The 17,413-nt window shown below is 66.4% G+C and carries 16 protein-coding genes; 14 read left to right on the forward strand and 2 right to left on the reverse strand.

Going from position 1 to position 17,413, the window contains the following annotated elements; translation table 11 throughout:
- Positions 1–34: 34 nt before the first annotated feature.
- The 8 genes from QYL93_RS10495 (at position 35) to QYL93_RS10530 (ending at position 9,346) form a co-directional block, all read left to right on the forward strand.
- Entirely contained in the window at positions 35–820 is a 786-nt protein-coding gene (locus tag QYL93_RS10495; protein ID WP_305743803.1) for an ABC transporter ATP-binding protein, read from the forward strand.
- Positions 821–840: 20 nt separating this feature from the next.
- The gene (locus QYL93_RS10500; RefSeq protein ID WP_305743608.1) at positions 841–1,770 is read left to right on the forward strand and encodes a branched-chain amino acid ABC transporter permease; all 930 of its coding nucleotides are present in this window, start codon (positions 841–843) and stop codon (positions 1,768–1,770) included.
- 25 nt (positions 1,771–1,795) lie between these two features.
- On the forward strand, positions 1,796–2,872 hold the full coding sequence (locus tag QYL93_RS10505; RefSeq protein WP_305743609.1) for a branched-chain amino acid ABC transporter permease: 1,077 nt from the start codon (positions 1,796–1,798) through the stop codon (positions 2,870–2,872).
- 141 nt (positions 2,873–3,013) lie between these two features.
- Positions 3,014–4,342, forward strand: a complete 1,329-nt coding sequence (locus tag QYL93_RS10510; protein WP_305743610.1) for an ABC transporter substrate-binding protein — start codon at positions 3,014–3,016, stop codon at positions 4,340–4,342.
- Positions 4,343–4,480: 138 nt separating this feature from the next.
- Positions 4,481–5,293 carry an ABC transporter ATP-binding protein gene (locus QYL93_RS10515; RefSeq protein WP_057199886.1) on the forward strand — a complete coding sequence of 271 codons (813 nt, stop codon included), beginning with the start codon at positions 4,481–4,483 and terminating at the stop codon, positions 5,291–5,293.
- 137 nt (positions 5,294–5,430) lie between these two features.
- Positions 5,431–6,678, forward strand: coding sequence for a phenylacetate--CoA ligase family protein (locus QYL93_RS10520; RefSeq protein WP_305743611.1), 1,248 nt, complete (start codon positions 5,431–5,433; stop codon positions 6,676–6,678).
- Between the two features lie 348 nt (positions 6,679–7,026).
- A complete protein-coding gene (locus QYL93_RS10525) occupies positions 7,027–8,013 on the forward strand; it encodes a tripartite tricarboxylate transporter substrate-binding protein (protein ID WP_305743612.1) in 987 nt (328 codons plus the stop codon).
- 220 nt (positions 8,014–8,233) lie between these two features.
- The gene (locus QYL93_RS10530) at positions 8,234–9,346 is read left to right on the forward strand and encodes a Bug family tripartite tricarboxylate transporter substrate binding protein (RefSeq protein ID WP_370876959.1); all 1,113 of its coding nucleotides are present in this window, start codon (positions 8,234–8,236) and stop codon (positions 9,344–9,346) included.
- Positions 9,347–9,471: 125 nt separating this feature from the next.
- Here QYL93_RS10530 and QYL93_RS10535 read toward each other — a convergent pair whose 3' ends face one another.
- The gene (locus QYL93_RS10535; protein WP_305743613.1) at positions 9,472–9,798 is read right to left on the reverse strand and encodes a DUF1840 domain-containing protein; all 327 of its coding nucleotides are present in this window, start codon (positions 9,796–9,798) and stop codon (positions 9,472–9,474) included.
- A gap of 338 nt (positions 9,799–10,136) precedes the next feature.
- Positions 10,137–10,295: a hypothetical protein gene (locus QYL93_RS10540; RefSeq protein WP_305743614.1), complete on the reverse strand. Its 159-nt coding sequence runs from the start codon at positions 10,293–10,295 to the stop codon at positions 10,137–10,139.
- A gap of 124 nt (positions 10,296–10,419) precedes the next feature.
- Between QYL93_RS10540 and QYL93_RS10545 the strand changes: the two genes are divergently transcribed.
- Genes QYL93_RS10545 through QYL93_RS10570 form a run of 6 tightly spaced genes read left to right on the forward strand, consistent with a single transcriptional unit; the run spans position 10,420 to position 17,408 of the window.
- Positions 10,420–12,771, forward strand: a complete 2,352-nt coding sequence (locus QYL93_RS10545) for a bifunctional salicylyl-CoA 5-hydroxylase/oxidoreductase (protein ID WP_305743615.1) — start codon at positions 10,420–10,422, stop codon at positions 12,769–12,771.
- Between the two features lie 3 nt (positions 12,772–12,774).
- A complete protein-coding gene (locus QYL93_RS10550) occupies positions 12,775–13,266 on the forward strand; it encodes a MarR family winged helix-turn-helix transcriptional regulator (RefSeq protein WP_305743616.1) in 492 nt (163 codons plus the stop codon).
- Positions 13,263–14,117, forward strand: coding sequence for an enoyl-CoA hydratase family protein (locus tag QYL93_RS10555; RefSeq protein ID WP_305743617.1), 855 nt, complete (start codon positions 13,263–13,265; stop codon positions 14,115–14,117). Before QYL93_RS10550 ends, QYL93_RS10555 begins: the two co-directional genes overlap by 4 nt.
- Before the next feature lie 3 nt (positions 14,118–14,120).
- Positions 14,121–15,320 carry an acyl-CoA dehydrogenase family protein gene (locus tag QYL93_RS10560; protein WP_305743618.1) on the forward strand — a complete coding sequence of 400 codons (1,200 nt, stop codon included), beginning with the start codon at positions 14,121–14,123 and terminating at the stop codon, positions 15,318–15,320.
- A 28-nt stretch (positions 15,321–15,348) separates the two neighbouring features.
- Positions 15,349–17,013 (forward strand): AMP-binding protein, encoded by a 1,665-nt coding sequence (locus tag QYL93_RS10565; RefSeq protein ID WP_305743619.1) that lies wholly within the window; start codon positions 15,349–15,351, stop codon positions 17,011–17,013.
- Positions 17,010–17,408 carry a RidA family protein gene (locus tag QYL93_RS10570; RefSeq protein ID WP_305743620.1) on the forward strand — a complete coding sequence of 133 codons (399 nt, stop codon included), beginning with the start codon at positions 17,010–17,012 and terminating at the stop codon, positions 17,406–17,408. Before QYL93_RS10565 ends, QYL93_RS10570 begins: the two co-directional genes overlap by 4 nt.
- The last annotated feature ends 5 nt before the right edge of the window (positions 17,409–17,413 follow it).

Below are 17,413 nucleotides of genomic sequence, written 5' to 3' on the forward strand. Positions count from 1 at the left end.
CGCTCTCTACCCGCCCGAGCAGCAACACCCCACCATGAACCAAAAGAAGATCGGCGACGTCATCCTCGACGTCAAGAACATCAGCCTGCGGTTCGGCGGCGTGAAGGCGCTCACCGACATCTCGTTCAACGTCAAGGAGCACGAGATCCGCGCCATCATCGGGCCCAACGGCGCGGGCAAGAGCTCCATGCTCAACTGCATCAACGGTGTGTACACGCCGCAGGACGGCTCCATCACCTTCCGCGGCAAGACCTTCTCGCACATGAACTCGCGCCAGGTGGCCGAGATGGGCGTGGCCCGCACCTTCCAGAACCTGGCGCTGTTCAAGGGCATGAGCGTGATCGACAACATCATGACCGGGCGCAACCTGAAAATCAAAAGCAACCTGCTGCTGCAGGCGCTGCGCTGGGGCCCCGCCGAGCGCGAGGAGATCGCACACCGCGAGAAGGTCGAACACATCATCGACTTCCTGGAAATCCAGGCGTTTCGCAAGACCCCTGTGGGCCAGTTGCCCTACGGCCTGCAAAAGCGCGTGGACCTGGGCCGGGCCCTGGCCATGGAGCCGCAGGTGCTGCTGCTCGACGAGCCCATGGCCGGCATGAACGTCGAGGAAAAACAGGACATGTGCCGCTTCATCCTCGACGTGAACGACGAGTTCGGCACCACCATCGTGCTCATCGAGCACGACATGGGCGTGGTGATGGACATCTCCGACCGCGTGGTGGTGCTCGACTACGGCAAGAAGATCGGCGACGGCACCCCCGACGAAGTGCGCAACAACGAAGACGTGATCAGTGCCTACCTGGGCACGTCGCACTGAACGCGCAGGAGAACAAAAACATGGCATTCTTTCTTGAAACACTCATCGGCGGCCTCATGGCGGGCATGCTGTATTCGCTGGTGGCGCTGGGCTTCGTGCTGATCTACAAGGCATCGGGCGTCTTCAACTTCGCGCAGGGCGCAATGGTGCTGTTCGCGGCCCTCGCCATGGCACGCTTTGCCGAGTGGATCCCCAAGTGGACGGGCATCACCAGCCCCGTGGTCGCCACCGTGGCGGCCTTCATCATCGCGGGCGCCATCATGTTCGTGGTGGCCTGGCTGATCGAGAAGCTGGTGCTGCGCCACCTCGTGAACCAGGAGGGCGCCACGCTGCTCATGGCCACGCTGGGCATCACCTACTTCCTGGAGGGCCTGGGCCAGACGATTTTTGGCAGCGACATCTACAAGATCGACATCGGCATGCCCAAGGAACCGATCTTCGCGTTTGAATCCCTGTTCCAAGGCGGCATCCTGATCAACAAGGAAGACGTGATCGCCGCCGGCATTGCCGCCGCGCTGGTGGTGCTGCTCAGCGTCTTCTTCCAGAAGACCTCCACCGGCCGCGCCCTGCGCGCCGTGGCCGACGACCACCAGGCGGCCCAGTCCATCGGCATCCCGCTCAACCGTATCTGGGTGATCGTCTGGTGCGTGGCCGGCGTCGTGGCCCTGGTGGCCGGAATGATCTGGGGCTCCAAGCTCGGCGTGCAGTTCTCGCTGACCACCGTGGCCCTGCGTGCCCTGCCCGTGGTGATCCTGGGCGGCCTCACCTCGGTACCCGGCGCCATCATCGGCGGCCTGATCATCGGCGTGGGCGAGAAGCTCTCCGAGGTCTACCTGGGTCCCTACGTGGGAGGGGGCATCGAGATCTGGTTTGCGTATGTGCTGGCGCTGGTTTTCCTTCTCTTCAGGCCACAGGGCTTGTTCGGAGAAAAGATCATTGACCGCGTGTAACCCATAAGAAGAGCAGGAGACTCCCATGTTTTACCGCGAAAACGGCCAATTCAAGACCAGCTACCGCTCGGACCAGCAGATCTTCCCGATCGCGCAGGACCGCATCGCCATCGGCCTCATCCTGGCCGTGGCCTTCATCGCCGTGCCCATGCTGGCCAGCGACTACATCTTCCGCGCCATCCTGATCCCCTTCGTCATCATGGCGCTGGCGGCCCTGGGGGTGAACATCCTGGTGGGCTACTGCGGGCAGATCTCGCTGGGCTCGGGTGCCTTCATGGCTGTGGGGGCCTACGGCGCCTACAACTTCTTCGTGCGCATTCCGGGCATGCCGCTGATCCCGGCGCTGATCCTTGGCGGCCTGTGCGCCACCTTCTTCGGCATCCTGTTCGGGCTGCCCAGCCTGCGCGTCAAGGGCCTTTACCTGGCCGTGGCGACGCTGGCCGCGCAGTTCTTCAGTGACTGGATGTTCCTGCGTATCAAGTGGTTCACCAACAACTCCGATTCAGGCTCGGTGTCGGTGAACAACCTGCAGGTCTTCGGCATGCCCATCGAGAGCGCGACCAGCAAGTACCTCTTCTGCCTGGCCGTGCTGGTGGTGGTGGCGCTGCTGGCCAAGAACCTGGTGCGCGGCGCCATCGGCCGCGAGTGGATGGCGATCCGCGACATGGACGTGGCTGCGGCCGTGATCGGCATCCGCCCTATGTACGCCAAGCTCAGCGCGTTTGCCGTCAGCTCCTTCATCATCGGCATGGCCGGTGCCCTGTGGGCCTTCGTGCACCTGAGCGCCTGGGAGCCGGCGGCCTTCTCGGTGGAGATCTCGTTTCGCCTGCTTTTCATGGTGATCATTGGTGGCCTGGGCTCCATCATGGGTGGCTTCTTCGGTGCGGCCTTCATCGTCGTGCTGCCCATCGTGCTCAACCAGTTCCTGCCCGCGCTCATGGGCCTCTTCGGCATCCAGATCTCCACGGCAGGCGTGTCGCACGCCGAGTTGATGATCTTCGGCGCGCTCATCGTCTGGTTCCTGATCGTCGAGCCCCACGGCCTGGCCAAGCTGTGGTCCACGGGCAAGCAGAAGCTGCGCCTGTGGCCCTTCCCGCACTGAGCACGTTCATGTCCATGCAGCCCCAAGGAAAGTCCCTACTCGAAATCCCCGATGTGGCTGGCCCGCTGGCCGCGTCAACTCGGTAGCTCACCCCGACTGTTTTCCCCCGTGCTTCAACACATTCATTCAAAGGAGACATCCATGAAGCTTTCGAAACTCGTGATCGCCGCTGCGGTGGTTGCTGCAGGTGCTTCGTCCATCGCGACGAGCGCCTTCGCGCAAGCCAAGGAGCAGTTCTTCCCGCTGCTGTCCTACCGCACCGGACCCTACGCGCCCAACGGCGTGCCATGGGCCAACGGCAAGCAGGACTACATCAAGATGATCAACGCCCGTGACGGCGGCATCAACGGTGTGAAGCTGACCTTTGAAGAATGCGAAACCGGCTACGCCACCGACCGCGGCGTGGAATGCTATGAGCGCCTGAAGGGCAAGCCAGGCGTGGCGCTGTTCGATCCGCAGGCCACCGGCATCACCTTTGCGCTGACCGAGAAGGCGCCTGTCGACAAGATCCCGCTGATGACGCTGGGCTACGGCCTGTCGGTGGCGCAGGACGGCCAGGCATTCAAGTGGAACTTCCCCTTCATGGGCAGCTACTGGACCGGCGCCGACATCCTGATCCAGCACATCGGCAAGGGCGCGGGTGGCATGGACAAGCTCAAGGGCAAGAAGATCGCCCTGGTCTACCACGACAGCCCGTTCGGCAAGGAACCCATCCCGCTGCTGCAGGAGCGCGCCAAGATGCATGGCTTCGAGCTGCAGATGCTGCCCGTGACTGCCCCCGGCGTGGAGCAGAAAGCCACCTGGCTGCAGGTGCGCCAGAGCCGCCCCGATTACGTGCTGCTGTGGGGCTGGGGCGTGATGAACTCCACCGCCTTGAAGGAAGCACAGGCCACGGGCTTCCCGCGCGACAAGCTCTACGGTGTGTGGTGGGCCGGTGCCGAGCCTGACGTGCGCGACGTGGGCGAAGGTGCCAAGGGCTACCACGCCCTGGCGCTGAACGGCTACGGCACGCAGAGCAAGGTCATCCAGGACATCCTCAAGCACGTGCACGACAAGAGCCAGGGCACGGGCCCCAAGGACGAAGTGGGCTCGGTGCTGTACACGCGCGGCGTGATCATCCAGATGCTGGCCGTGGAATCGGTGCGCCGCGCGCAGGAGCGTTTCGGCAAGGGCAAGGTCATGACTGGCGAGCAGGTGCGCTGGGGCATGGAAAACCTCGCCTTGGACCAGAAGAAGCTCGACGCCATGGGCTTTGGCGGCGTGATGCGCCCCCTGTCCACCAGCTGCGCCGACCACATGGGCTCCACCTGGGCCCGCGTGCACTCGTGGGACGGCAGCAAGTGGAACTTCTCGTCCGACTGGTACCAGGCCGATGACCAGATCATCAAGCCCATGGTCAAGGCTGGTGCCGACAAGTACCTTGCCGATAAAAAGATGACCCGCCGCGACGCCGCCGACTGCCAGTCTTGACGTGAATGGCGCGCAGGGTGTGACGCCCTGCCGCCATCACCACGGTGCGGCTCCCTGTGGAGCCGCCAACCGACAGGCTTGCAGCGCACGCCAAGCGTGCGCCATCAGGCCTGCCGATTGGTCAACCGGTAACGACATATGGAACAAGCTACAAACATCGTTCTCAACGTCAATGGCATCGAAGTCATCTACAACCACGTGATCCTGGTGCTCAAGGGTGTCTCGCTGCAGGTGCGCGAGGGCAGCATCGTCGCCATCCTGGGGGGCAACGGCGCGGGCAAGACGACCACGCTGCGGGCCGTCTCCAACCTGCTGCAGGGCGAGCGCGGCGCGGTCACCAAGGGGAGCATCGAGCTGCGTGGCGAGCGCATCGAGAACCTCTCGCCGGCCGACCTCGTCAAGCGCGGCGTGGTGCAGGTGATGGAGGGCCGCCACTGCTTCGCCCACCTGACCATCGAGGAGAACCTGATGACGGGCTCCTACACCCGCACCAGCAAGGCCGAGATCGCGGCCAACCTGGAGAAGGTCTACAACTACTTCCCGCGCCTGAAAACCCGGCGCACGTCGCAGGCGGCCTACACCTCGGGCGGCGAGCAGCAGATGTGCGCCATCGGCCGCGCGCTGATGGCCAACCCCAGCATGGTGCTGCTGGACGAGCCCTCCATGGGCCTGGCGCCGCAGATCGTGGAAGAGGTGTTCAACATCGTCAAGGACCTGAACACGAAGGAAAAGGTCACCTTTCTGCTGGCCGAGCAGAACACCAACATGGCCCTGAAGTACGCCGACTACGGCTACATCATGGAAAGCGGCCGCGTGGTGATGGATGGCGCGGCCAGCGACCTGGCCAGCAACGAGGACGTCAAGGAGTTCTACCTGGGCGTGGGAGGCGGCGAGCGCAAGAGCTTCAAGGACGTGAAAAGCTACAAGCGCCGCAAGCGCTGGCTGGCCTGAAGACATGGCCCCCACGCTCCCTCACTTCGTGTGGTCGCTGCCCCCCGAGGGGGCACCGACCGCCTTGGGGCGGCCCGGCGGCGGTCGGAGCGCCCGCTGCACAGGCACTGCCTGAAACCCCATTCACAGGAACCGCCATGAATTCGTTCTACGACGCATTGGAAACCCGCGACCCGAAGGCGCGCGAAGCGGCCTTGCTCGCCGCCCTGCCCGGCCAGGTAGCCCACGCCCAGACAGCATCGCCCGCCTTTGCCGGCATCCTGGCAGGCGTCGACGCCTCGGCGGTCACCAGCCGCGCAGCCCTCGCGCAACTGCCCGTGACGCGCAAGCACGAGCTGCTGGAGCGCCAGCAGGCCGGCCGTGCGACCAGTGTCTTCGGCGGCTTCAGCGCCCTCAACTTCGGTGCCGCCATGCCGCGCGTGTTCGCCAGCCCCGGCACCATCTATGAGCCCGAGGGCACGCGCCGCGACTACTGGCGCATGGCGCGCGCCATGTACGGCGCGGGCTTTCGCCCGGGCGAGCTGATCCACAACAGCTTCAGCTACCACTTCGTTCCTGCCGGCTCCATGATGGAGACGGGCGCCCATGCGCTGGGCTGCACCGTGTTTGCCGGCGGCACCGGCCAGACCGAGCAGCAGGTGCAGGCCATGGCCGAGCTGCGGCCGGCCGGCTACATCGGCACGCCGAGCTTCCTCAAGCTCATCGTCGAGAAGGCCGCAGAGATGGGTGTGGCCCTGCCCACCGTGACCAAGGCCCTGGTCTCGGGCGAGGCGTTTCCGCCCTCGCTGCGCGACTGGTTCATCGAGCGCGGCATTGCCGGCTACCAGTGCTATGCCACGGCCGACCTCGGACTGATCGCCTACGAGACCAGCGCGCGCGAAGGCCTGGTGCTCGACGAAGGCGTGATCGTGGAGATCGTGCGCCCCGGCACCGGCGACCCCGTGCCCGAGGGTGAGGTGGGCGAGCTGGTGGTAACCACGCTGAACCCCGACTACCCGCTGGTGCGCTTTGGCACCGGCGACCTCTCGGCGGTGCTGCCCGGCACCTGCCCCACGGGCCGCACCAACAGCCGCATCAAGGGCTGGATGGGGCGCGCCGACCAGACCACCAAGGTGCGCGGCATGTTCGTGCACCCCGGCCAGGTGGCCACCATCGCAAGGCGCTTTCCGCAGGTGCTGCGCGCACGCCTGGTGGTCAGCGGCGAGATGGCCAACGACCAGATGCTGCTGCAGGTGGAGACCACCGAAACCGCCGAAGGCCTGGCCCGCCAGCTGGGCGACGCCATCCGCGAAGTGACCAAGCTGCGCGGCGAGGTGCAGATGGTGCCGCCGGGCAGTCTGCCCAACGATGGCCGTGTGATCGAGGACGCGCGCAGCTATCGGTGAGCCCGTGGATTCGCGCGAATCCGTTGGCCCCATGGGGGATTAATGGAGCAGGCCCATATTCCCTATATATAGGCATATTCTGCGCATATGGAGCCGGGCTGTTGACCCATTTTGCCGAACACCTCCAAAATCCTTGGCAAAGGTCAAACCAAGGGAAAACTCTGCCCCGTTTCGGCGCCAGTGTTTACCCTTAAGTTGCTACGCTATCGGTAGCAGAAAACGCCTTTGCATCCAGCCATTGAAGCCTCTTTTGCTTAAAGTCACTACCCCCCGCATGGTACGTAATTCCCGCAATACTGGCGAATGGGTCGCTGGATATCATGGCCCGTCTTTTACAGAGGAGCACTCATGAAAAAACTGATCCAACTCGCCCTTGTCGCCGCAGCGGCAGCAGCCGCATTCGGCGCCACCGCACAGGAATATCCATCCAAGGACAAGACGGTCACCATCGTGGTGCCCTTCGCTGCCGGCGGCCCCACCGACCGCGTGGCGCGTGACCTGGCCGAAGCCCTGCGCAAGCCGCTTGGCGCCAACGTGGTGGTGGACAACACCGCCGGCGCCGGCAGCTCCATCGGCGCCGCCCGCGTCGCTCGGGCGACACCGGACGGCTACACCCTGCTGCTCAACCACATCGGCATGTCCACCATGCCTGCGCTGTACCGCAAGCTGGCCTTCAGCGTGCCCAATGACTTCGAGTACCTGGGCATGGTCAACGACGTGCCCATGACGCTGATCGCACGCCCCACCATGGCTGCGAACAACTACAAGGAGCTGTCGGCCTGGCTGACCCAGAACAAGGGCAAGATCAACATCGGCAATGCCGGCCTGGGCTCCGCCTCGCACCTCTGTGGCCTGATGTTCCAGAGCGCCGTGCAGATCGACATGACCCCCGTCCCCTACAAAGGCACGGCGCCTGCCATCACCGACCTGATCGGCGGCCAGATCGACCTGCTGTGCGACCAGACGACCAACACTTCGGGCCAGATCGAAGCCAAGAAGGTCAAGGCCTACGCCGTGACCACGCCCAAGCGCCTGACCACCCCTTTGCTCAAGGACCTGCCCACGCTGGCCGAGTCTGGCCTGAAGGACTTCGAAGTGACCATCTGGCATGGCCTGTACGGCCCCAAGGGCACGCCACCTGACATCGCCAAGAAGATCAACGACGCACTCAAGGTGGCACTGAAGGACCCTGAGTTCATCAAGAAGCAGGAAGGCCTGGGCGCCGTGGTCGTGACCGACAAGCGCATCGAGCCCGCCGAACACAAGAAATTCGTCGTGTCCGAAATCGACAAGTGGACCGCCGTCATCAAGGCGGCCGGCACTTACGCCGACTGATCGACAGCCACACACGCAAGACCGCGTACACAACACTGCGACGAAGCCACCACGCCCCCCGGGGCCTGGTGGCTTTTTTTGCGCCTTCGGGCGCCCGACACGGTGTGGCGCCGGGTCCATCGGGTGTCGCATTGGAGCACCGGTCTTCGGGTAATCCATCTGCCCCCAATGCATGCGCGCGCGTAGAACAGGGGCATACCACCCGACACGACTGACAAGGATGACCCCCATGGCCCAGCAAGCCCCTCGCCCCCTGCCAAGCAACACCGCCATAGCCACCAAGGTCCAGGCCCGCAACCGACGCAAGGCCATCGCCATGGCCTTCACTCTGAGCGCGCTCGGCGCCCTGGCCGTGGCCACCGCCAGCGCCCTGCTGCTGCCCCGCTCTGCCCACGCCCAGGCCACCCCCGGCGGCTGGCCCAACAAGCCCGTGCGCATCGTCGTGCCCTTTGCGCCCGGCGGCACCACCGACATCCTGGCGCGTGCGCTCACGCCCGACCTGTCCCGCGTGTTCGGCCAGCAGTTCGTGGTAGACAACCGGGCCGGCGCCGGCGGCAACGTAGGTGCCGAGATCGTGGCCAAGGCCCCGGCCGACGGCTACACCCTGCTCATGGGCACCGTGGGCACGCACGGCATCAACCGCGCGCTGTATGCCAAGCTGCCCTACGACCCCATCAAGGACTTCGTGCCCATCACCCTGGTCGCCGCCGTTCCCAACGTGATGGTGATGAACGTCGACAAGGCCAAGTCCCTGGGTATCGCCAACGTCCAGGACTTCATCCGCGTCGCCAAGGCCAGCCCGGGCAAGTTCAACATGGCATCGAGCGGCAATGGCACCTCCATCCACCTGGCGGGCGAGCTGTTCAAGAGCATGACCGGCACCTTTATGCTGCACCTGCCCTACCGCGGCTCCGGCCCCGCGCTGATGGACCTGGTGGGCGGCAATGCCGACGTGATGTTCGACAACCTGCCGTCGTCCATGGCACAGATCAAGGGCGGCAAGCTCACCGCCCTGGCTGTGACCAGCAGCCAGCGCTCCAGCGCCTTGCCCGACGTACCCACCGTGGAGCAGGCCGGCGGCCCCACGCTCAAAGGCTTTGAGGCCAGCTCATGGTTCGGCCTGCTGGCCCCTGCCGGCACCCCGCCCGAGATCGTGAACCGCATCCAGCAGGAAGTCGCCAAGTCCCTGGCCTCGCCTGCGATGAAGGAGCGGCTGGTGGCGCAGGGCGCAATCCCCGGCGGCAATATTCCAGCGGAGTTCGCCAAGCACATCGACGCCGAGCACAAGAAGTGGGCGCAGGTGGTGAAGGCCTCGGGGGCCAAGGTGGATTGAACCTCGCGGCCCCGACACATCGAGGGGCAGCTGCCAGCAGCCCGGCAGCTACAGACTTCCGCAATGCACAAGGCCCGCGCAAGCGGGCCTTCTTGTCTGTCATGGCACCCGACAGCCGTGGCGGTTCATACCCCCCAGACCACGTCCGCCTGCTGGGCCGCGCTCTTGCGCAGCATGTCGATGAAGGGAGCGGCGCGCTGGCGCAGTTTTACCGATTCGGCGCGGTTGCCTTGATCGTCTTCATCCTCGGCCACCTTGCCCTCCTGTGCCGGAGGCTGGGCCTCGCTGGCGGCCACGGCCGCCTCCAGTGCGGAGATGGCGCCGGGGATCTGCGCCGCAGTCAAGATGCCGTTGTTTCCCGGGGTCTTGCCGATGATCTCGAGGATCTGGCGGCCCTGGGGTTCGAGCATGATCAGGTCGGCGGCGGCTTTGGACTTGAATTTGTAGAGCATGGTGTGGCAGGTTCTTTCGGATGGCAGTCGTTGTCGTTCGTCTCTGTCGTCGCAGTGGCACTGATTTTTGCTGTCGTCGCTTTTTGTCGATACATTCAGTCCTGCGTGAACGGGTAGCCCGATTGTGCGCCGGGCATCGCCCCGCGTCTTCATATCCCCATGGGGTCGCATGGGGGCGCATGGCCAGCATCTGGTGCAAGCCCATCCAGCCTTGCTCGAAGCCGCGCGCACTGCCGGCCAGGGACAGACGGTACGCACGCAACACCTTATCGCCCTGCACGGCATCACTGTGCCCGGCGAGCACCTCGCGCGCCGCAGGCAACTGCCCATCGAGCCTGTCAGATCATGCCTACATGGGTTCGCGCACGGTGGTGGCGCAGATTCTCGACGATGGAGGCGCCCACATTGCCGATCCCGTAAGTGGCCAGCGCGACGGGGGCGATGCATCCCGGCAGCGCAGCCAACCGGCCTTCCAGAGCGTGCAGCAGGTGCTTCATGCCGTCCATTCTTGGCCCTGTGCTGCAGTGCGTCAACACCCCGCCCGGAGTGCAAAGCCCGTCCCAAAGCTTTTTCGGGATGGCCCCATTGACAGCATTTTGTTTAAGCCTAAACTATTTTCCCATGAACATCCTTTGCATTGGCGGCGGCCCCGCAGGTCTGTACTTCGCCCTGCTCATGAAGCAGCAGAACCCGGCACACCGCGTGACGGTACTGGAGCGCAACCGCCCGTTCGACACCTTTGGCTGGGGCGTGGTGCTGTCGGACCAGACGCTGGCCAACCTGCAGGCGGCCGATGCCGCCACGGCGCGCCAGATCGGCGATGCGTTCAACCACTGGGACGACATCGAGGTCTTCTTCAAGGGGAAGAGCGTGCGCTCGGGCGGGCACGGCTTCTGCGGCATCGGGCGCAAGCGGCTGCTCAACATCCTGCAGGAGCGCTGCATCGCGGTCGGGGTGGAACTGGTGTTCGAAGCCGACGTGCAGGACGACCAGGAGGCTGCGGCGAAGTACAACGCCGACCTGGTGATCGCCAGCGATGGCCTGAACAGCCGCATTCGCACGCGCTACACCACCACCTACCAGCCCGATATCGACCTGCGCCAGTGCCGTTTTGTCTGGCTGGGCACGCACAAGAAGTTCGACGCTTTTACTTTTGCTTTCGAGCAGACGGAGCATGGCTGGTTCCAGGCCCATGCCTACCAGTTCGACGCCGACACCTCCACCTTCATCGTGGAAACGCCCGAGGCAGTGTGGAAGGCCCATGGCCTCGATCAGATGGAGCAGCCCGAGGCGATTGCCTTTTGCGAGCGCCTGTTCGGCAAATACCTGGATGGCAACGCCCTTATCAGCAACGCCACGCACCTGCGCGGCTCGGCCAACTGGATCCGCTTTCCGCGCGTGATCTGCAACACCTGGGTGCACCGCGAAGCCATCGGCGGCAAGCCCGTGCCCATCGTGCTGATGGGCGATGCCGCGCACACCGCGCACTTTTCCATCGGCAGCGGCACCAAGCTGGCGCTCGAAGACGCCATCGACCTGGCCAACGAGTTCGCCACCGGATTGCCCATGGACGCGGTGCTGCAGCACTACGAGGCCCGCCGCAGCGTGGAGGTGCTGAAGATCCAGAACGCGGCGCGCAACTCCACCGAGTGGTTCGAGAACGTGACACGCTACACCGGCATGCAGGTGGAGCAGTTCGCCTACTCGCTGCTCACCCGCAGCCAGCGCATCAGCCACGAGAACCTGCGCCTGCGCGATGCGCAATGGCTGGAGGGGTACGAGGCGTGGCTGGCAGGTGGCAAGGCGGCTGTGCCACCCATGCTCACCCCGTTCACCGTGCGCGACGTGACGCTCAAGAACCGCATTGTCGTCTCGCCCATGGCCACCTACAGCGCGGTCGACGGCGTGCCGCAGGACTTTCTGCTGGTGCACCTGGGCGCACGCGCCCTCGGCGGCGCGGCGATGGTGATGGTGGAGATGACCAGCCCCACGCCCGAAGGCCGCATCACCCCCGGCTGCACGGGCCTGTGGAACGATGACCAGCAGGCGGCGTTCACGCGCATCGTGCAGTTCGTGCACGGCAGCAGCAGCGCCAAAATCGGCATGCAGCTGGGCCACAGCGGGCCCAAAGGCTCCACCCGCGTGGGCTGGGAGGGCACGGACGAGCCGCTCGAACAAGGCAACTGGCCCCTGCTGGCCGCCAGCCCCCTGGCCTATGGCGACCAGAACCAGACCCCCACGGCCATGACGCGCGAGACCATGGATGCGATGACCGCAGCCTTCACCGACAGCGCGCGCCGCGCCGCTGCCTGCGGCTTCGACTGGCTGGAGCTGCACTGCGCGCATGGCTACCTGCTGGCCAGCTTCATCAGCCCCATCACCAACCAGCGCAGCGATGAGTACGGTGGCAGCCTGGCCAACCGCTGCCGCTACCCGCTGGAGGTGTTCGCCGCGTTGCGCGCCGTGTGGCCGGCGGACAAGCCCATGAGCGTGCGCATCTCGGCCCACGACTGGGCACCCGGCGGCACCACGCCCGACGACGCGGTGGAGATGGCGCGCCTGTTCAAGGCTGCGGGCTGCGACCTGATCGACGTGTCGTCCGGCCAGACCACGCGCGCGGCCAAGCCCGTTTATGGCCGCATGTACCAGACTCCGTTTGCCGACCGCATCCGCAACGAGGTGGACATCGCCACCATGGCCGTGGGTGCGATCACCGAGGCCGACCATGCCAACAGCATCATCGCCGCTGGCCGCGCCGACCTGTGTGCCATTGCCCGCCCGCACCTGGCCGACCCGGCCTGGACGCTGCACGCCGCCGCCCAGCTGAGCCCCGTGGCCGCCGCGCACACCGACTGGCCCGTGCAGTACCACAGCGGCCGCGACCAGATGCTGCGCGAGATCGGCAAGCAAAAGCAGCTGCAGGCCGCATTGGAAGCGCAGCAAAAGCGCGGCTCCAACGAGGAAGAGGGCTAGGCCATGGACCTTGAAGCCCGACTGCACGGCGCCGCGCCGAGCGAGCACCCCGAGGCCCTGCGCCTGTGGCTGCGCATGCTGACCTGCACGCAGCTGATCGAAAAGCAGGTGCGCGCCGGCCTGCGCGCCCAGTTCGACACCACGCTGCCGCGCTTCGACCTGATGGCGCAGCTCGAACGCGCGCCCGACGGCCTGAAGATGAAGGACCTGTCGCGCCGCATGATGGTGACCAGCGGCAACGTCACCGGCATCACCGACCAGCTCGTGGCCGAAGGCCTGGTCGAGCGCGTGGACGTGGAGGGCGACCGCCGCGCCTACTGCGTGCGCCTGACGCCCCAGGGCCGCCAGCAGTTCAAAGACATGGCCCGCCAGCACGAGCAGTGGATCGTCGAGGCCTTCGCCTCGCTGGGCGAACGCGACATCGCCACCCTGCACCGGCTGCTGGGCAGGGTCAAGGAACACACCCAACAACACCCCGTGGAGACAGAGCAATGAAGCACAACATCAGCGCGGCTAACCCCATGCGCGCACAGTTCGAACCCAAAGCCCCTTACGCGGCCCAGCATTTCGCCTGGAGCTTTGCCGATGGCGTGGGCACCGTCACGCTGAACCGGCCCGAGCGCAAGAACCCGCTCACCTTCCAGAGCTATGCGGAGCTGCGCGACTTCTTCTACGCGCTGCGCTTCGCCACCGACGTGAAGTGCGTGGTGGTCACCGGCGCGGGCGGCAATTTCTGCTCGGGCGGCGACGTGCACGAAATCATCGGCCCGCTGACCACAATGAGCATGCCCGAGCTGCTGGAGTTCACGCGCATGACGGGCGACCTGGTCAAGGCCATGCGCGCCTGCCCGCAGCCCATCCTGGGGGCCATCGACGGCATCTGCGCTGGTGCGGGCGCCATGATGGCCCTGGCCTGCGACATGCGCTACGGCACGGCAGCGGCCAAGACGGCCTTCCTCTTCACCCGCGTGGGCCTGGCCGGCGCCGACATGGGCGCCTGTGCACTGTTGCCGCGGCTGATCGGCCAGGGCCGCGCCTCGGAGCTGCTGTTCACCGGCCGCGCGATGACCGCGCAGGAAGGGCTGGCCTGGGGCTTCTTCAACGACCTGTACGACGCGGCCGACCTGCTGCGAGAGGTGCAGGAGACCGCTCGCTCGCTGGCCAGCGGCCCGACCTTTGCGCATGGGATGACCAAGACCATGCTGGCGCAGGAATGGGCGATGACTATCGACCAGGCCATCGAGGCCGAGGCCCAGGCCCAGGCCATCTGCATGCAGACGCAGGATTTTCGCCGCGCCTACGAGGCCTTTGCGGCCAAGCAGAAGCCTGTGTTCGAAGGGGACTGAACCATGCACGTTGCCACCCCACCGGCGCCCTGCCCGCCTTCGACGGCCCACCTGGCCCTGCCCTTCTTCGACGACGCGCACCGCGCGCTGGCGCGCGGCCTGGTGCCCTGGGCCGCGGCCCAGGAAGTGGACGAAGCCGACGACCGCGCCGCCTGCCGCGACTGGGTGCAGCGCCTGGGCGCGGGCGGCTGGCTGCGCTACTGCGTGCCGGCCGCGCACGGCGGCGCCCTGCCCGCGCTGGACTCGCGCGCGCTGGTGCTGCTGCGCGAAACCCTGGCCTTCCACTCGCCCCTGGCGGACTTTGCGTTTGCCATGCAGGGCCTGGGCAGCGGTGCCATCACCCTGGCCGGCAGCCCGGCCCAGCAGGCCCAATACCTGCAGGGTGTGGCCAGCGGCCAGCTGATTGCGGCCTTTGCACTGAGCGAGCCCGAGGCCGGGTCGGACGTGGGCGCCATGCGCACCACGGCGCTGCCGGCAGCCGGCGGGGCCTATGCCCTCAACGGCAGCAAGACCTGGATCAGCAACGGCGGCATCGCCGACTTCTACTGCGTGTTCGCGAAGACCGAGCCGGACGGCGGCACGCGCGGCATGAGCGCCTTCATCGTCGATGCCACGGCGCAAGGCCTGGACACGTCGAAGCACATCCACGTGATGGCGCCGCACCCGCTGGCCACGCTGGCCTTCACGGACTGCCAGGTGCCGGCCACGGCCCTGCTGGGCGAGCTGAACGGCGGATTCAAGCTGGCCATGCGCACGCTGGACATCTTCCGCGCGTCGGTGGCTGCTGCCGCCCTGGGCATGGCGCGCCGGGCCCTGGCCGAGGCCGTGCACCACGCACGCCAGCGCAAGATGTTCGGCCAGACGCTGGCGGATTTTCAGCTCACGCAGGCACGCATCGGCGAGATGGCGGCGCTGGTGGACAGCGCCGCGTTGCTGACCTACCGCGCCGCCTGGCTGCGCGACGAAGGCGAAAAACACGGCGGTACGCGTATCACCGCCGAGGCGGCCATGGCGAAGATGACCGCCACCGAGAACGCCCAGCGCGTGATCGACATGGCGCTGCAGCTGCATGGCGGGCGCGGCGTGGAGGTGGGCAGCAAGGTGGAAAGCCTGTACCGCGACATCCGCTCGCTGCGCATCTATGAAGGCGCGACCGAGGTGCAGCAGCTCATCATCGGCAAGGCCGCCCTGCAGGCATCCTGACCCGCAGCCCACAAGGAAGGATCATTCCATGGCCCACCCCAGCGCCCAGCCCGACCAGTTCGTGCACGACCGCCTGCCCGCACGCGAGGCCCTGCCCACGTTCCACTACGACACACCCGAGCTGCAGATCGCAGAACAGGCCAACCTGGTGCAGGCCCTGTTCGACCAGGCTGAACGCGCCGGCCATGGCGACCGCCCCCTGCTGCGCGGCCCGCACCGCAGCTACAGCTACCGCGAGGCACGCACCGAGGCCGCGCGCATTGCCGAGCTTCTGACACAGGAACATGGACTGGTGCCCGGCAACCGTGTGCTGCTGCGCGGCGGCAATACGGTGGAGATGGCGCTGGCCTGGCTGGGCGTGGTGCACGCCGGGCTGGTGGCGGTGGCCACCATGCCGCTGCTGCGCGCGGTGGAGCTGGGCAGCATCATCGAGCGGGCCCAGCCCACCCTGGCACTGTGCGATGGCCGGCTGCTGGCCGAGCTGCTGGCCGCACAGGCGGATTACCCGGTGCTCGCGGCCATCGTTCCTTTCCACACTGCGCCCGATGCAGGCGACCTGCTGGTGCGCGCGCAGGCCATGCCGGGCACCCAGCCGGCCCGCCCGACCTCGGCCGACGACGTGGCCTTGATGGCCTTCACCTCGGGCACCACGGGCGCGCCCAAGGCGGCCGTGCACACGCACCGCGACGTGCTGGCCGCCTGCGAGGCCTGGCCACGCCATGTGCTGCGCGCCCGGCCCGACGACATCGTGGCCGGCTCGCCGCCGCTGGCCTTCACCTTTGGCCTCGGCGGGCTGCTGCTGTTCCCCATGTGGGCAGGCGCCAGCATCTACTTCCCCGACCAGCCCTACACGCCTGAGACCATGGTGCGCCTGATGAACGACGCCGGCGTGACCATCTGCTACACCGCCCCCACCTTCTACCGCCAGATGGCACCGTTTGCGCGCCAGTTGGGCATGCCCACGCTGCGCACCAGCGTGAGCGCGGGCGAGGCCCTGCCCGATGCCACGCGCCAGCTGTGGAAGGAGGCCACGGGCATCGACATGACCGACGGTATCGGCGCCACGGAGATGTTCCACATCTTCATCTCGGCCGCGGGTGGCGAGAGCCGCGCCGGTGCCATCGGCAAGGTGGTGCCGGGCTACCAGGCCAAGGTGGTGGACGGCCAGGGCAAGGAACTGCCGCGCGGCACGGTGGGCAAGCTTGCCGTGGTCGGCCCCACGGGCTGCCGCTACCTCGACGACCCGCGCCAGGCCAAGTACGTGAAGAACGGCTGGAACTACCCGGGCGACGCCTTCGTGCAGGACGCGGACGGCTACTTCTTCTACCAGGCGCGCGACGACGACATGATCATCACCGCGGGCTACAACGTCGGCGGCCCCGAGGTGGAAGACGCCCTGCTGCGCCACCCCGCCGTGGCCGAATGCGCCGTGATCGGCGTGCCCGACGAGGAGCGCGGCATGGTGGTCAAGGCCTTTTGCGTGCTCAAGCCCGGCCACACGGGCGACGCCGCCATGGCCAAGGCCTTGCAGGACCATGTGAAGGCCACCATCGCCCCGTTCAAATACCCGCGCCTGGTGGAGTTCGCGGCCACCCTGCCGCGCACGGAAACCGGCAAACTTCAGCGCTTTCGGCTGCGCCAGCGCGAAGCCGCTGCGGCAGCAGCCACTCCTTCATCGAACACGACACCATGAACACCCACTTGCAACCCACCGGCTGGGTCACGCCCAAGGGCTACGCCAACGGCGTGGCCGCACGCGGCATGATGATCTTCACCGGCGGCCAGATTGGCTGGAATGCCGAGCAGCAGTTCGAGAGCGATGACTTCATCGCCCAGACACGCCAGACCCTGCTCAACGTGCGCGCCGTGCTCGAAGCCGGCGGCGCCGGCCCCGAACACCTGGTGCGCCTGACCTGGTACGTGGTGGACCGCAACGAGTACAACGCACGGCTGAAGGAGTTGGGCGTGGTCTACCGCGAGGTGCTGGGCAAGAACTTCCCGGCCATGGCCTGCGTGCAGGTGGCCGGCCTGATGGAAGAGCGCGCCAAGATCGAGATCGAGGCGACGGCCGTAGTGCCCGACGCATGACCGCT

Origin of the sequence: Acidovorax sp. A1169 (genome assembly GCF_030704685.1) — a bacterium.
Lineage (GTDB): Bacteria > Pseudomonadota > Gammaproteobacteria > Burkholderiales > Burkholderiaceae_C > Acidovorax.

Bases quoted from the DNA above. Each gene is read 5' to 3' on its own strand.
- QYL93_RS10555 (WP_305743617.1), top strand. From the start codon at position 13,263: ATGAAGCACAACATCAGCGCGGCTAACCCCATGCGCGCACAGTTCGAA.
- QYL93_RS10550 (WP_305743616.1), top strand. From the start codon at position 12,775: ATGGACCTTGAAGCCCGACTGCACGGCGCCGCGCCGAGCGAGCACCCC.
- QYL93_RS10540 (WP_305743614.1), bottom strand. From the start codon at position 10,295: ATGAAGCACCTGCTGCACGCTCTGGAAGGCCGGTTGGCTGCGCTGCCG.
- QYL93_RS10510 (WP_305743610.1), top strand. From the start codon at position 3,014: ATGAAGCTTTCGAAACTCGTGATCGCCGCTGCGGTGGTTGCTGCAGGT.
- QYL93_RS10565 (WP_305743619.1), top strand. From the start codon at position 15,349: ATGGCCCACCCCAGCGCCCAGCCCGACCAGTTCGTGCACGACCGCCTG.
- QYL93_RS10560 (WP_305743618.1), top strand. From the start codon at position 14,121: ATGCACGTTGCCACCCCACCGGCGCCCTGCCCGCCTTCGACGGCCCAC.
- QYL93_RS10505 (WP_305743609.1), top strand. From the start codon at position 1,796: ATGTTTTACCGCGAAAACGGCCAATTCAAGACCAGCTACCGCTCGGAC.
- QYL93_RS10520 (WP_305743611.1), top strand. From the start codon at position 5,431: ATGAATTCGTTCTACGACGCATTGGAAACCCGCGACCCGAAGGCGCGC.
- QYL93_RS10495 (WP_305743803.1), top strand. From the start codon at position 35: ATGAACCAAAAGAAGATCGGCGACGTCATCCTCGACGTCAAGAACATC.
- QYL93_RS10535 (WP_305743613.1), bottom strand. From the start codon at position 9,798: ATGCTCTACAAATTCAAGTCCAAAGCCGCCGCCGACCTGATCATGCTC.
- QYL93_RS10570 (WP_305743620.1), top strand. From the start codon at position 17,010: ATGAACACCCACTTGCAACCCACCGGCTGGGTCACGCCCAAGGGCTAC.
- QYL93_RS10525 (WP_305743612.1), top strand. From the start codon at position 7,027: ATGAAAAAACTGATCCAACTCGCCCTTGTCGCCGCAGCGGCAGCAGCC.
- QYL93_RS10500 (WP_305743608.1), top strand. From the start codon at position 841: ATGGCATTCTTTCTTGAAACACTCATCGGCGGCCTCATGGCGGGCATG.
- QYL93_RS10545 (WP_305743615.1), top strand. From the start codon at position 10,420: ATGAACATCCTTTGCATTGGCGGCGGCCCCGCAGGTCTGTACTTCGCC.
- QYL93_RS10530 (WP_370876959.1), top strand. From the start codon at position 8,234: ATGACCCCCATGGCCCAGCAAGCCCCTCGCCCCCTGCCAAGCAACACC.
- QYL93_RS10515 (WP_057199886.1), top strand. From the start codon at position 4,481: ATGGAACAAGCTACAAACATCGTTCTCAACGTCAATGGCATCGAAGTC.